Source organism: Bradyrhizobium sp. 27S5 (assembly GCF_037217225.1).
GTDB lineage: Bacteria > Pseudomonadota > Alphaproteobacteria > Rhizobiales > Xanthobacteraceae > Bradyrhizobium > Bradyrhizobium septentrionale.
The window spans coordinates 2,238,559-2,253,024 of sequence record NZ_CP147714.1; the positions used below are offsets into that span (position 1 = coordinate 2,238,559).

13 protein-coding genes are annotated in these 14,466 nt (G+C 65.0%); 6 read left to right on the top strand and 7 right to left on the bottom strand.

The features are described 5' to 3' along the window. The first annotated feature begins 539 nt into the window (after window positions 1-539). Window positions 540-1,583, top strand: a complete 1,044-nt coding sequence (locus tag WDM24_RS10635; RefSeq protein ID WP_338831146.1) for a serine hydrolase — start codon at window positions 540-542, stop codon at window positions 1,581-1,583. A 232-nt stretch (window positions 1,584-1,815) separates the two neighbouring features. Continuing rightward, a complete protein-coding gene (locus tag WDM24_RS10640; protein WP_338831147.1) occupies window positions 1,816-2,148 on the top strand; it encodes a hypothetical protein in 333 nt (110 codons plus the stop codon). Between the two features lie 87 nt (window positions 2,149-2,235). Here WDM24_RS10640 and glgA read toward each other — a convergent pair whose 3' ends face one another. Together glgA and glgC are read right to left on the bottom strand one after the other, a co-directional pair. Continuing rightward, window positions 2,236-3,690, bottom strand: coding sequence for a glycogen synthase GlgA (glgA, locus tag WDM24_RS10645; protein WP_338831149.1), 1,455 nt, complete (start codon window positions 3,688-3,690; stop codon window positions 2,236-2,238). Continuing rightward, entirely contained in the window at window positions 3,687-4,949 is a 1,263-nt protein-coding gene (gene glgC / locus WDM24_RS10650) for a glucose-1-phosphate adenylyltransferase (RefSeq protein ID WP_166298241.1), read from the bottom strand. Before glgC ends, glgA begins: the two co-directional genes overlap by 4 nt. Before the next feature lie 294 nt (window positions 4,950-5,243). On the opposite strand from glgC, the gene WDM24_RS10655 reads away from it, so the two are divergent. Next, the gene (locus WDM24_RS10655) at window positions 5,244-6,476 is read left to right on the top strand and encodes a rhodanese-like domain-containing protein (protein WP_338831152.1); all 1,233 of its coding nucleotides are present in this window, start codon (window positions 5,244-5,246) and stop codon (window positions 6,474-6,476) included. Between the two features lie 154 nt (window positions 6,477-6,630). Here WDM24_RS10655 and WDM24_RS10660 read toward each other — a convergent pair whose 3' ends face one another. Together WDM24_RS10660 and WDM24_RS10665 are read right to left on the bottom strand one after the other, a co-directional pair. Next, on the bottom strand, window positions 6,631-6,942 hold the full coding sequence (locus tag WDM24_RS10660; RefSeq protein ID WP_338831154.1) for a hypothetical protein: 312 nt from the start codon (window positions 6,940-6,942) through the stop codon (window positions 6,631-6,633). Next, on the bottom strand, window positions 6,939-7,631 hold the full coding sequence (locus WDM24_RS10665) for a hypothetical protein (RefSeq protein WP_338831156.1): 693 nt from the start codon (window positions 7,629-7,631) through the stop codon (window positions 6,939-6,941). The genes WDM24_RS10660 and WDM24_RS10665 overlap by 4 nt, the downstream gene beginning before the upstream one ends. A 195-nt stretch (window positions 7,632-7,826) precedes the next feature. On the opposite strand from WDM24_RS10665, the gene WDM24_RS10670 reads away from it, so the two are divergent. Next, on the top strand, window positions 7,827-8,030 hold the full coding sequence (locus tag WDM24_RS10670) for a hypothetical protein (RefSeq protein WP_338831158.1): 204 nt from the start codon (window positions 7,827-7,829) through the stop codon (window positions 8,028-8,030). Window positions 8,031-8,187: 157 nt separating this feature from the next. Here WDM24_RS10670 and WDM24_RS10675 read toward each other — a convergent pair whose 3' ends face one another. Both WDM24_RS10675 and WDM24_RS10680 read right to left on the bottom strand, forming a co-directional pair. Beyond that, on the bottom strand, window positions 8,188-9,444 hold the full coding sequence (locus WDM24_RS10675) for a serine hydrolase domain-containing protein (protein ID WP_338831160.1): 1,257 nt from the start codon (window positions 9,442-9,444) through the stop codon (window positions 8,188-8,190). A gap of 165 nt (window positions 9,445-9,609) precedes the next feature. After that, on the bottom strand, window positions 9,610-10,986 hold the full coding sequence (locus WDM24_RS10680) for a PLP-dependent aminotransferase family protein (RefSeq protein ID WP_338831161.1): 1,377 nt from the start codon (window positions 10,984-10,986) through the stop codon (window positions 9,610-9,612). 81 nt (window positions 10,987-11,067) lie between these two features. Between WDM24_RS10680 and WDM24_RS10685 the strand changes: the two genes are divergently transcribed. Then, the gene (locus WDM24_RS10685; protein ID WP_338831162.1) at window positions 11,068-11,487 is read left to right on the top strand and encodes a DUF983 domain-containing protein; all 420 of its coding nucleotides are present in this window, start codon (window positions 11,068-11,070) and stop codon (window positions 11,485-11,487) included. A gap of 107 nt (window positions 11,488-11,594) precedes the next feature. Here the strand turns inward: WDM24_RS10685 and WDM24_RS10690 are convergent, their stop codons facing one another. After that, window positions 11,595-12,794, bottom strand: coding sequence for a multidrug effflux MFS transporter (locus tag WDM24_RS10690; protein WP_414645752.1), 1,200 nt, complete (start codon window positions 12,792-12,794; stop codon window positions 11,595-11,597). Between the two features lie 309 nt (window positions 12,795-13,103). On the opposite strand from WDM24_RS10690, the gene WDM24_RS10695 reads away from it, so the two are divergent. Further along, window positions 13,104-14,438, top strand: coding sequence for an MFS transporter (locus WDM24_RS10695; protein ID WP_338831164.1), 1,335 nt, complete (start codon window positions 13,104-13,106; stop codon window positions 14,436-14,438). Window positions 14,439-14,466: the final 28 nt, after the last annotated feature.

Here is a 14,466-nt window from a genome sequence, read left to right on the forward strand (position 1 = left end):
CTTGTCACTCGAATCCAATAGGCCTATGCAACCGTTGATTGACGAATTGTTGCTAGTAAGAAACGGTCCCGGTTGGGAGCGGAATGTGACGAAGTCAGACATATCGACGGTCGGCCCGGCACGCGCTGGTTCCATCTTCCCGTCGAATCACGCTCCCGACATTTTCAAACGTCCCGCATTTTTTAGTTCGATTGCAGTTCCCGCGCCGTGGCTGGAGTGGGAGGGCGGTCGCGGGCGCGGTTTCCGGCACTGATCGCCGGAACTGCAATCGCGCCGCCCCTTCCCCGGCGGGGCGGGGCACGGCACAACACGCGCAATCGTGAATTCGGACGCACAGGTTCCATCGCTTAAGATCGCGATGTCGCCATCTCGCGATGGCTGAACAGATCCGCCCGCGGGTCGAATCGCAACATCGTCCCGATTTCGTTCTTCATGAGACGTCTTCGTTCCTTATGAGACCATCGCCCTCCGTCCGGATCGCGGCCGTCCTCTTCGCCGTCGCTGCTGGCGTGGTTGCGGCGGCGCGCGCGGATTCGGACATGGATGCGCAGATCAGGGACATCGTCACTTCAGAGCTTGCGCCGACCGCGACCGCGGCGGATCCGGGCGGTCTCGCCGCGGCGGTCTATGCCGGTGGCCAGGTCACGTTCTTCACCTACGGTTTCGCTGACGCGGCGGCGAAGCGGCCGGTCACCCCGGACACGCTGTTCAACCTCGCCTCGCTGCGCAAGCTGTTCGAGGCGACGCTGGTCGCGCTCGGCACCGAGCGCGGCGAATTGCGGCTGGACGATCCCGTTGCGAAGTATCTGCCCGAGCTCAACGGCGACTACATCAGCCGCGTCACGGTCGGCGACCTCGTCACCCATACGTCCGGGCTGCTGCTGCCGACCGACCATCCGCCATGGCCGAACGAGACTTTCAGCCGCGATCAGTTCATCGCGATGCTCAACGCATGGACGCCGCCGGCGGGGGAGCAGCCGGGCAAGCAGCGGATCTACAGCCATGCCGGCTATGTGCTGCTGCAGCTGGTGCTGGAGCAGCGCTATCGCATGCCGATTGCGACGTTGATCGAGAGCCGCATCCTCAAGCCGCTCGGCATGACATCGACCTTCGTTCCGGATCGCGGCGAAGACGACCGCGCGTCAATTGTGCCCGCGATCATGCAGCGCATGGTGCAGGGATACGCCCATAACGGCACGCCGATCGGCCCGCCAGGCAATCAGCAGAGCTATTACGATTTCCCGGGTACCGGCCAGATGTTCTCGTCGGCGCGCGATCTCGGCATCCTGCTGCGCGCCTGCCTCGACAACGCGGTGATCGATCCCGAACTGCGTGCGGCATTGCAGATGACCGAGCGCGAGAGCTTTCGCGTCGATGCGAAGTTCGGCCAGGCGATGGCGTGGGAGCATGTGCGCCTCGATGACGTCACCGTCATCGACAAGCCCGGCGGGCTCAACAATGCCTCGGCCTATATCGGCCTGGTGCCCGCGCGCAGGCTCGGTATCGTGCTGCTCGCCAATCGCGGCGACTATCCGCACGAGATCGCGCGCTACAAAATCCTTCCGGCACTCGCGCGACTCTAACGCGTTTTCGAGCGAAGTGGACACCGGTTCGCGTGAAGAAAACGCGTCAAAGAAGGAAGCTGGAGCTTCGGTTCTGATTTTGATCAGAACCGAAACTCCAGCTGCTCGGTGTGCCACTCCGACGACACGGCTCGCGCGGCCGCGGCAGAGGAAGCATGCGAAATTGTGATGGCGCGGCATCCTGATCGGCTGTATAAGCCAGTAGCTTCTTCTCCAATTTGAAGAGGCTGATATGACCGACCTGAATCCTGATCTGCACACAGATCCTGATCTGCATAGTTGGCTTTCGCAGCAGCCGCACGGCCTGCGAACCTTCAGGACCTTCCAGCAAAAACTCGAGACTCTGAGCAAGGACGACCCGCAGCAACGCGGCGTTTGCCGGCTGCTGAGCGGTCTCGTCGGCAATTACGTCGAAACCTTCGACGAGGAGCCGCTGCCGGTGGCGGTCGCCGACCGCGCCTATGGCCGGCTGCTCGACCTCGTCGCAAGCCTTGATCTCAAAGGAAATTCCGACCGGCGGCTGGCCGACATCAACCGCATCGCGGCCTGCGATCTGCTGAACTGATTGCGCCTTGTCTTGAGCATGATCTCCGCGCAAACGCTCCGCGTTTGTCGCGAGGGAAAACCGCTTCACACTTTTCCGGATCATGCTCTAGCGCCGCGCCGCGGCGAGCTCGCGATAGAGCGCGGCGTAGCGGCCGGCGCGGTTGTGCCAGGAGACGTCGGCGGCCATGCCGGCCTGCTGCAGTCGGCGCCAGGTCACCTTGTCGTTGAACAAGAGGTTTGCCTTGCGCAAGCCGCGCGCGAGCGCGTCCGAGGTGACGGGCGCGAACTTGACGCCGGTCGCCGCATCGCCGGTGATCGCGGCTTCGTCGAAGTCGAGCACGGTGTCGGCAAGGCCGCCAACATTGGCAACGATCGGGACCGCGCCGTAGCGGAGCGCACACAACTGGGTAAGGCCGCACGGCTCGAAGCGCGACGGCACCGCGAGCGCATCGGCGCCGGCCTGGATCAGATGCGCCAGCGTCTCGTCATAGCCGATCACGACCCCGATCCGCCGGGGATTGTCCTGCGCCAGCGCGGCGTAGCGATCCTGCAGATCGCGGTCGCCGCTGCCGAGCAGCGCGAGCTGGATGCCTTCGCCGAGCAGCGCTGGAATATTCTCGAGGAGCAGGTCGAGGCCCTTCTGCCACGACAGCCGGCTGATCACGCCGAGCAGCATCGCATCCGGCGCGGGATCAAGGCCGAAGCGCTGCTGCAGCGCCGCCTTGTTGGCCGCGCGCGCCGCCGGCTGCCCGGCGCTGTAACGCGCAACGATGTTCGGATCGGTGGCCGGATTCCACACCGTGATGTCGATGCCGTTGAGGATGCCGCTCAGCACGTCGGCGCGTTCGCGCAACAGGCCGCCGAACCCCATGCCGCCTTCATCGCTCTGGATCTCCTGCGCATAGGTCGGCGACACCGTGGTGATGCGGTCGGCGAATTGCAGGCCGGCCTTCAGGAGACTGATGGTGCCGTAATATTCGACGCCGTGCAGCGCATAGGCCTCGCCCGGCAGGCCGAACGTCGTCAGCATGTCCGGCGAGAACTGTCCCTGATAGGCGAGGTTGTGCACGGTCATCACCGTGCCCGGCCGCGGTCGTCCACCATAGTGCAGATAGGCCGGCGCGAGGCCCGCCTGCCAGTCATGGGCATGCACGATGTCGGGCACGAAGGTCTCGATTGCGCCCTGGCCGATCTCGGCCGCCATCCGCGACAGCGCCGCAAAGCGGACGCCGTTGTCCGGCCAGTCGCGTCCGTCGGGACCGACATAGGGATTGCCGGGGCGGGCATAGAGATGCGGTGCGTCGAGCGCAAGGAGATCGAGGCCGTCATGCGTACCGCCGAGCACGCGGATTGGCCCGCCATAAAATTCCGGCCAGTGCAGCAGCGTCTCCGCCGAGGCCAGCGCCTTGAGCACATCGGGATAGCCGGGCACCAGCGTTCGCGTTGCGACGCCGTGCTCGTTGAGCGCCGACGGCAGCGCGCCGACGACGTCGGCGAGGCCGCCGGTCTTGACGATTGGGTAGACTTCCGAGGCGACCGCGAGGACGCGGATGGGCGTCATGTCCCGAGCCTGTCGATCATCGACTGGGTGATCAAGGTAACGCCCTGCTCGGTGGTGCGGAAGCGCTTGCCGTCGAACGCGGGATCCTCGCCGACCACAAGCCCCTCCGGAATCCGCACCCCGCGATCGATCACGACGTTCCTCAGCCGCGCGCCGCGGCCGACATTCACATAGGGCATGATCACCGCGTTCTCGATACTGGCGTAGGAATTGACGTGGACGCCGGTGAACAGCAGCGAGCGGCGTAGCGCCGCGCCGGAGATGATGCAGGCGCCCGAGACCAGCGAGGTCACCGCCTGTCCGCGCCGTCCGTCCTCGTCATGCACGAACTTGGCGGGCGGGGTGATCTCGGCATAGGTCCAGATCGGCCACGTGCGGTCGTACAGATCGAGCTCCGGCACGACATCGGTGAGATCGAGGTTGGCGCCCCAATAGGCATCGACGGTGCCGACGTCGCGCCAGTAGGAGCGGGGATCGTCGCCGGAGCGGACGCAGGAATCGTTGAACTGATGCGCCACGGCGCGGCCGTGCTTGACGATATAGGGAATGATGTCCTTGCCGAAATCGTGGTTGGAATTCGGGTCGGCGGCATCGCGGCGCAATTCGTCGAACAGGAATTGCGAGTCGAACACGTAGATGCCCATGCTGGCGAGCGACTTGTCGGGCTTGCCGGGCATCGGCGGCGGATCGGCCGGCTTCTCGAGGAAGGACTGGATCAGGCCGTTGTCGTCGACATGCATGATGCCGAAGCCGCTGGATTCCGCGCGCGGCATCTCGAGGCAGCCGACCGTGACGTCGGCGCCGCTCTCGACATGCTGCTTCAGCATCACCTCGTAGTCCATCTTGTAGATGTGGTCGCCGGCCAGCACCAGAATGTACTTGGTGCCGTGCGCCTCGAGGATGTCGATATTCTGGTAGACCGCATCGGCCGTGCCGAGATACCAGTTGGTCTCCGAAACGCGCTGGCTCGCGGGCAGGATATCAAAACTCTCGTTGCGTTCCGGGCGGAAGAAGTTCCAGCCCATCTGCAGATGCCGGATCAGGCTGTGCGCCTTGTACTGGGTCGCCACCGCGATGCGGCGGATGCCGGAATTCACCGCGTTCGAGAGCGCGAAATCGATGATGCGCGACTTGCCGCCGAAATAGACCGCCGGCTTGGCGCGCCTGTCGGTCAGCTCCTGGAGTCGGCTGCCGCGCCCGCCGGCCAGCACATAGGCGAGGGCGTGACGCGACAATGGTTCATTTCCGACTGCTCTCATGGACATCCTCCCAGAACTTCAGGCCGCCAAGTCTTCAGCTGTCAAGGCTTCAGACTGTCAAGGCCTCAGGCGCGGCCCCGCTGCCTTCTCTTGTCCGGAAGGCCTGATCGGGCGCCAGCGGGGCCGATGGGGAACGTAGCAAGGCGCCCCGGTTGAGCAAAGCGGGATGGCGGGTTTTCGTTCCTTGGATCTCAGCTCCCGGGCAGCGGGGTTGCGACTTGGTTAAGCCTATTGACGACGCGCGAATTCGGCCTAGAGCAGGCCTGCCGATTTTCCTGCCCAGGCCAGCATTCCATGACCCTTGCTTCCGTCACGCCCCAGACCATCCGCACAACACTGCTGCTGCGCCAGGAGATTGCGCTGCTCGACGTCAGGCATGAAGCGCAATTCGCCACCGGCCATCCGCTGTTCGCCGCCAATATGGCGGCCGGCCGGATCGCGCTCGAAGCCGAGCTGCGATTGCCGCGAAAGGACGTGCCCATCGTGCTTTATGATAATGGCGAGGGGCTGGTCGCTGCTGCGGCCGACCAGTTGCGGGCGTTGGGCTACAGCAACGTCGCTGCGCTCGCGGGCGGCCTCGAGGCCTGGAAGGCGGCCGGCTACGAGGTGTTCGAGGACGTCAATTCCTACGCCAAGGCGTTCGGCGAGCTGGTCGAGTCGCGCAGGCATACGCCCTCGCTGAGCGCCGACGAAGTCGCCGCGCTGATATCTGACAGGGCCAACATCGCGATCCTCGACGTCCGCCGCTTCGACGAATATGCCACCATGAACATCCCGGGCTCGGTCAGCGTGCCCGGTGCGGAGCTGGTGCTGCGCGCCGGCGGCGCGGCGCCCGATCCCGACACCACCATCATCGTCAACTGCGCCGGCCGCACCCGTTCGATCATCGGGACGCAGTCGTTGATCAATGCCGGGCTGCCCAACAAGGTGCGGGCGCTGCGCAACGGCACGATCGGCTGGACCCTCGCCAGGCACGATCTCGAGCACGGCGCCGGCACGCGCGGTGGCATCGGGCCGTTCGAGGGCGCCGCCGACAATGCGCGTGATGTTGCCTATCGCGCCGGCGTCCGTCACATCGGCACGCATGAACTCGCCGCGCTGGAGAACGACAGGCAGCGCACGCTGTACCGCTTCGATGTGCGCGACGCCGAGGAATATGCCGCCGGCCATTTGGTCGGCTTCCGCCATTATGCCGGCGGTCAGCTGGTGCAGGAGATCGACATGGCCGCCCCGGTGCGCGACGCGCGCATCGTGCTGAGCGACGACAAGAGCATCCGCGCCGACATGACGGCGTCCTGGCTCGCGCAGATGGGCTGGGAAGTTTACGCGCTCGAGGGCGGCTATGACGGCCCGCTGGAAAAGGAACCGCCGCGCGTCGTGCCAAGGCCCGATCCCGCGCACCGCTACCGTCGCCCCTATGAAGGCACCGACGTCGCTGAAAAGGCGATGCAGGCCTATCTCGATTGGGAGTACGGCCTGGTCGAGCAGCTGCGCCGCGACGGCACGCACGGGTTTTATGTGATCTAGCGCATGGTGTGAGAGAGTTTCCGTCATGCCCGGGCTTGGCCCGGGCATCCACGTCTTGGCTTCCGAACAAGAAAGATGTGGATGGCCGGGCGCAGGCGAGCGGAAGCGACGCCGTTCTTCGAACGGCTATGCCCGGCCATGACGAGTCACGCGGTCACTTCGGCAGCGCCACCGGCGTCAGCGTGAACGGGCCGGGGTCCTTCCCCTTGTTGTCGCCGATGATGTAGGACAGCTTGCCCTCGGCGATCCAGCCAGTGCCGCCGACCGCGGTCACCGAGACCGGCTCGGCAAGCCCGTCCTTGATGGTGTCGATCTCGGCCTGGTCGCCCTTGACCGTGACCTTGTCGAGTTTGCCGTTGCCCTCGATCAGCAGCAGGCTGCTGCCATGGGCGCGCAGCGCGTCGGCATGGTCGAGCGGCCGCGACGGCTTCAGCTCGGTCACCGCGCCGGCCTTGCCGTCCTTCATCTCGATCTTGAACAGTTTTGCCGAATGAAGGTCGTGACATAGAGGTTGCCGTCGGCGCCGATCGCGATGCCGTCGAGCCCGACGCCGTCCTTGGCCGGCGCGAGCTGCGGGTCGGTGGCGAAGGTCGCGAGCGCGGTGCCGCCCGGCTTCAGGCTATAGACGATCGGCGTGAAGGAATCGCTGACATAGGCGGTGCCGTCGGCGCCGACCACGATGTCGTTGCAAAGCGATTTCGGATCGCTCAGGGCGAAACTGCCCTTCGGCGCACCGCTCTTGAGGTCGAAGGTCTTCAGCCAGGCGCCCTTGGTTTCGCTGGGACCTGCGACGCCGAAGCCAGAAATGTCGTTGGAGCAGACATAGAGCGTGCCGCTCTTCTCGTCGGCGAGCACGCCAAGCGTCGAGCGGCTGTCGCCGGCACCGGGCTTGACCAGCTGCTCGGCCTTGCCGCCCGCGATCTTCGTCACACCGCCCTGATTGAAGCTGCCGACGTAAAGCGTGCCGTCGGAGGTCGAGGTCACGCTCTCCGGGAAACTCTTGTCGGGAACGCCGACCGGAGCCGTTTCGGCGCTGGCTGCGCCGGCCGTGCCGAGCGCGAGGATGATGACCGTCGCGCTCAGCGATGCGCGGCGGATATTGAGCGAGCCTCCCTTCGCGCGCGGGCATGCCGCGTCGCCATTGTTCTTTATCATGATCTCGTTTCCTCAATGAGCCTGGTTGGACCAAGCAGGAGTTCTTTAGGCGATCGTCTCCGGTCGATGCTTATTGTCTGCAGGGTTCCCGACCGGATTGTTCACCCGCCTGCCTTGTCGCGATCGATATATACGATAGTATATAGCGGAAGGGAAGCTGCGGAGAGGGAAGCCGCGATGACGGGAGGGCGCGTCATGGAACGAGAGCTCGCAGCGCAGCACCGGTGCTTGTGTTGCGGCGGCGTTATCGACGGTCTCGCCGACGATGCCGCCGTTGGATTCGATGCACGGATCGGCCTATTCACCGATGAGTGTGCGTTCGTCTGCGACGAATGCACCACAAGCCTGATCGCGGCCGCAGCACGTCGCAGGCAGGAGGCGGTTCGGCGCAAGACGTAAGGCGAGATACTTCCAATCCGTCATTGCGAGCCACCGGGTCGCGCGAATGCGCGCCCGATGACAGGCTCCACGAAGCAATCCATCTCTCCGCGTGCGCGTGGATAGGTGGATTGCTTCGTCGTTTCACCCCTCGCAATGACGGAGCAACAATGGGAACTCAGTCCGCGGCGAACGCGTCGTAGACCAGCTTCCGGAACGCCGGCGTGATGCGCTGGCGCTCGTTCTGGGTCTGCTCGAGCATGATGTAGATCATGTCGAGCTTTGGATCGACGCCGAAATAGGTGCCGCTGCCGCTGTCCCATTTCAATTCGCCGATCGAGCCCGGCGGCGGCGGTTTTGCGATGCCGGGATCGGTGCGCACGGCGATGCCGTAGCCATAGCCAAAACCGTCGCCGGGAAAGTACCAGTAATCGCGGCCGACGCCGGAGCCCGGCCCGATATGGTCCGTCGTCATGGTCTTGAAGGCTCTGGGGCTGAGATAGCGCTTGCCGTCGAGCTCGCCGCCGTTGAGCAGCATTTGCGCGAAACGCGCATAGTCGAGAATGGTCGAGACCAGGCCGCCGCCGCCGGATTCCCACTCCGGATGCGCGCGCCGATCGCGCTCGCCCTCGATCAGGATCGTATCCGTCGGCAGCGGCTCGGCGAGCCGCGTCCGTTCGGTCTCCGCATCGAGCACGTATCTGGTGTCGTTCATCTTCATTGGATCGAAGATGCGCTCCTTCTCGAATTGATAGAGCGTCTTGCCCGAGACGATCTCGATGACGCGGCCGAGCACGTCGGTGGAATGGCCATAGCGCCACAGCGTGCCGGGCTGCCGCGACAGCGGCAGCTTGGCCAGCCGCGCGGCGAATTCCTTGTTGTCGAATTGCCCGTCGAACAGATGTCCTTCGTGGTAGATTTTCTGGATCCAGTCGGCGCCGATATATTCGTAGGTGATGCCCGAGGTATGCCGCATCAGGTCCTCGATCGTGACCGGGCGGATCGGCGGCACCAGCTCCACCTTGGCCGGATCGTTTCCGCCGTCCGGTTCGATGGCGACCTTCACATCGGCGAACGCCGGGATGTATTTCGACAACGGGTCCTGCGGCGACAATTTGCCTTCGTCGACCAGCATCATCGCGGCGGTGTTGGTGATCGGCTTGGTCATCGAATGCAGTGCGAACATCGTATCCGGCCGCATCGGCGACCTGGTCGTGACGTCACGATAGCCAAACGTCTTGAGATAGACCTGCTTGCCGCGCTGCTGGATCAGGATGACCGCGCCGGGAATTTTTCCTGTCGCAACCTCGTTGTTGAAGAACGCGGTGATGCGTTCGAGCCTCTCCGGCGACGGGGCAGGGGCTTCAGCGGCGCGCGCTGCGCCTGATGTGACAAGCGCAAGGCACCCGATTGCAAGACACAAGATCGCGGTCATTGCCTCACGAAAGGTCCGCACAGCAATGTGGACTGCCCGATCATACCCGCACGACATTGAAAGCCTGCCCCTGCCTGATGCCTGGAACGCCCGCGTTTTGACACGAGCGCTCCCGCGCACAATAATCATTTTCGGGCGATATTATTCCCTGACGACGGTCGAAATTTACACAATTTGCGTGGCGCCGGCCGGCGTGCGCACCGCATGCGACAGCACCTGCAGCGCCTGGCTCAGTTCGGCGCGGTTACGCGCGGCGCCCAGCGACACGCGAAGGCCGCGCGGCGCCGCATCGCCCACCGCAAAGGCATCTTCGCCGACCACGGCGAGGCCGTTGCGCATCAGATGCGACAGCAGGTCGGTGCCGTCGAAATGCTTTGACAGCGGCATCCAGAGATGATGGCTCGCCGGCCGCGCCGCATAGGCGACGCCCTTGAGGAAGCGACCCGCAAGCTGCTGGCGCGCCGCCGCCTCGTTGCGGATGGCGCGGATGACGTCAGTGGCAACGCCCGAGCGCAGCCATTGCGTGACCAGCGCGACCATCAGCGATGGCGGCATCTGCATGGTGGCCTGCATGCTGGCACGCATGCGCTGCTCGGCGCTCGCATCGGGCGCCAGCAGATAGGCGACGCGCAATGCGGGCGCGATGCATTTCGCGATGCTTGCGGCGAGGTAGGTGCGCTCCGGAATCAGTGTAGCGATCGGCGCGACCTGCGGCTCTAGTGGACCGTAGACGTCGTCCTCGATCAGGACGCAGCCGCGCTTGCTGATGATGTCGGCGATCGCCTTGCGCCTGACAGCGCTCATCGTCGCCGTGGTCGGGTTCTGCTGCGTCGGCACCAGATAGACCGCCTTCGGTCTGTGCTTGCGGCAGGCGTCGTCGAGCGCGTCGGGCCTCGCGCCCTCCGCGTCCATCGCAACGCCGACCAGGCGGACATCGAGCCGCGCCGCCGCGGCCTTGATGCCGGGAAACGTCAACGCCTCGGTCAGCACGACATCGCCAGGCGAGGTCAGCGCCAGCAAGGCGTTGAAGATGATGGCCTGCGATCCCGGATAGATCACGATCCGCTCGGCTGATGCCTGCGGCACCCGCGGTTGCAGCCACGCGGCGCCGGCGTCGCGCTCCTCAGTCGTGCCGCCGGGACGCGTATAGCCGAGATAGGCGGAAAACCCGGCCTCGGAGCGGATGGTCGCAAGTCCCTGTGCGATGCGCAGGTCGAGATTGGCCTCGACCGGCTGCGGCGGCAGGTTCATCGACAGGTCGATGTTGACGGGTGCGGGCAGGTCGGACGCCGCGCGCGCGGTGGTCTCCGAGACGAAGGTGCCTTGGCCGACGCGGGCGTCGAGCAGTCCGCGCCGCCGCGCCTCGCCATAGGCGCGCGTCACCGTGGTGAGGTCGATGTCGAGCGCGGTCGCCAGCGCGCGGTGGGTCGGCAGGCGCTGACCGCGCACCAGCCGGCCGCTGGCAATATCGGCGGCCAGCGCATCGACGATGCGCAGGAACATCGGGCCGTGCCATTCCGAAACTGTAGGGATCCAATCCATGCAATCCAACGCTTTGTCTTTGATTGTATGCCTTCTAGTTCATATTGTATGGATCATCAGATCAGGTCAAGGACGACGACAATGACCGAGACGGTTTCCCTGCCAAAGGCGATGTGGCGCGGCTTCACCATGAAGTGCCCGAACTGCGGGCGCGGCCATCTGTTCGGCCGCTTCCTCAAGGTGGCCGATCATTGCGAGGTGTGCGGCGAGGACTTCACCCCGCAGCGCGCGGATGATTTCCCGGCCTATCTCGTGATCGTGGTGGTCGGCCACGTCGTGGTGCCGGCGCTGCTGTGGCTCGAGATGAACTACGCGCCACCGGCCTGGCTGCAACTCGCAATCTGGCTGCCGTTCACGCTGTTCAGCGCGCTCGGGCTGCTGCAGCCGACCAAGGGCGCGATCGTCGGTTTGCAGTGGCAGCTGGGGATGGAGGGATTTGCAGCGACGCGGCAGCGTGTGGCTCCGGCGCGGGCCAACGTCGGACGGACCCGGCAAGCCTGACGAGGTCGCAAGACTTGTAGCCCGGATGGAGCGAAGCGTAATCCGGGACGGTTGTGCCAGTACGACGAACCCCGGATTTTGCTTCGCTGCATCCGGGCTACGGATTATCACACCGGATGGTGATGCGGCCGGAACATGCGGCCCTTCTCCGTCACCAGCACGACGGCGAGCGCGGCCAGCGTGCAGAGGAAGAAGCCGGTGGCGAACGGCAGCAAGGTGCCGTCGTAATCCTGTCCGATCGTGGTGCCGATGCCGATCCCGAGCAGGGTGGTGATCGTGCCGTAGAGCGAGGAGGCGGTGCCGGCGATCTTGCCCTGCGGCTCCATCGCGAGCGCGGTGAAGTTCGCCATCATCAGCCCGAACGCGAACATCATCAGGCCCGCCAGCACCATGAACAGCGGCAGCGACAGCGTGTCGGTCTTCACCGCGAGCAGCAGCGCGCCGGCGACGACGGCAAAGCCGGTCAGCGCGGCGTGCGAGATCACGCGCATGCCGATGCGGCCGACGATGCGCGAATTGAGGAAGCCGGCGATCGCGACGCCGACCGCGCAAGCCGCGAAGGCGACCGGGAAGTAATGGCCGAGCTTGAAGACCTCGGTAAAGATCTGCTGCGAGGAGAACACGAAGGCAAACAGCGAGCCCTGCACGCCGCCGGCGGCGAGCGCATAGCCGAGCGTGGTGCGGTTCGTGATGGTCTGGCGGAATGCTGCGAGCACGTCGGGGATCGCGAGCGACTTGCGCAGCTCCAGCGGCAGCGTCTCCGGCATCCGCAGCGCGCTCCAGGCCAGCGCGATGACGCCATAGATCATCAACAGCACGAAGATGCCGCGCCAGTGCGTCAGCAGCATCACCGCCTGGCCGAATGACGGCGCGATCACGGGGACTGCGATGAACACCATCATCGCGAGCGACATCACGCTCGCCATCCGCCGGCCGGCGTAGCAGTCGCGCACGATCGAGGTCGCGATCACGCGGGTTGCCGCGGTGCCGAGCCCTTGCAGCGCGCGCGCCAAGAGCAGCGTCTCGAACGAGGGCGCCATGATCGCGAGCAGGCCGGCGATGGTGTAGACGGTCATGCCGCCGAGTAGCACCGGGCGACGGCCGAAGCGGTCCGATAGCGGGCCCATCACGAACTGGCCGACGCCGAAGCCGAGCAGGAAGATCGACAGCACCATCTGCGGCCGGTTGGCGTCGGCGATCTGGAACGCAGAGCGGATGTTCGGCAGCGCCGGCAGCATCATGTCCATCGCCAGCGGGTTCAGCGCCATGATGGATGCGATGACGACGACGAATTCGGGAAAGCCCATCGGGCGGTGGCCTGAAGAAACCCAGGCATCGGCATTGATATCGGACACTTAGCAACCTCTTGGGAATCCGCGCATCGTAGCAATCTTGCTGCGGTGCACAATCGGCGTTTCGGGATGGCTGCCCGCCGATCGCGGGTGAGGTAGCTAGGTCCGGGACCGGTGGCATACGTCATACCGTTGCATGTGCAACTATTTTACTCGCGCCATGCGCGAAGTTCTGCTATCGCGGCGACCAGCATCGTGCGGGGGTGTGCCGTGGCGGCAGTTGAAGCGCCCCCTCACAGACAAAACGGATACAGGGGAGGCCACATGTCCATCGAACTGTCCGCGCGCTCGCGCGGCGCTGAACTGTCGGATGAGGAGCGCAAGGTCCTCACCGCAACGCTCGTCGGCACCACCATCGAGTGGTACGACTTCTTCGTCTACGCCCAGGCGGCGGGCCTGGTGTTCGGCGCGCTGTTCTTCGCGCCGATGAACGCGAACAATCCGCTGCTGGCGCAGATCGTGTCGTTTGCGACGCTCGGCCTGTCATTCCTGTTCCGCCCGTTGGGGGCCATCGTCTGCGGCCATCTCGGCGATCGCTTCGGGCGCAAGAACATGCTCGTGGTCACGCTGCTGTTGATGGGGGCGGCGACCGCGCTGGTCGGCCTGCTGCCGACCTACGCGCAGATCGGTGCCTGGGCGCCGGCGCTCCTAATTCTTCTCCGCATCCTGCAAGGCTTCTCGGCCGGCGGCGAGTGGGGCGGCGCGGCGCTGATGTCGGTGGAATCCGCGCCCGTCGACCGGCGCAGCTTCTTCGGCTCGTTCCCGCAGATCGGCACGCCGCTCGGCATGATCCTGGCGACCGGCGTGCTCTGGGTGCTGACCGCGACGCTCGGCAAGCAGGCGATGATCGAATGGGGCTGGCGGATTCCGTTCCTGCTGTCGATCCTCCTGATCGTTGTCGGCATCGTGATCCGCCGCACTGTCGAGGAATCCCCGGTGTTCAAGGCGATGCAGCGCCGGCACAAGGAATCCTCGGCGCCGCTCAAGGATCTGATGCGCAATCACAGCAGGGAAATCCTGCGCACCGCGTTGATCTTCATGGCTAACAATGCGGCCGGCTACATCCTGATCGCGTTTCTGATAAGCTACGGCACCAACACGCTGAAGATGCCGTCCGAGCAGCTGCTGCTGATCGGCACGCTGGCCGCGGTGAGCTGGTTCATCTTCACGCTGGTCGGCGGCATCCTCGGCGACAGAATCGGCCGCGTGCGCTGCTTCCAGATCGGCTACACCCTGATGGTGCTGTGGGCGGTGCCGATGTGGTTCTTGATCGACAGCAAGAATTTGCTGCTGTTCTTCGTCAGCGCGGTCGGCCTCACCATCGCGCTGGGTCTATCCTACGGCCCGCAGGCGGCGCTTTATGCCGAGCTGTTTCCGGCCAAGGTGCGCTACTCCGGCGTCTCGATCGGCTACGCGCTCGGCGCCATCTTCGGCGGCGCCTTCGCGCCGATGATCGCGCAATGGATCATCGGCACCTACGGCCAATCCTGGCGCGTCGGCGTCTATATCGGGGTGCTGGCACTGATCTCGCTGATCACGGTGTCGACGATCAAGGATCCGCAGGGCGTCGATTTGAACGTCCACGATGCAGGGACGTAGGCGCCGTGGCTCAGGGGCGGATTAGCCG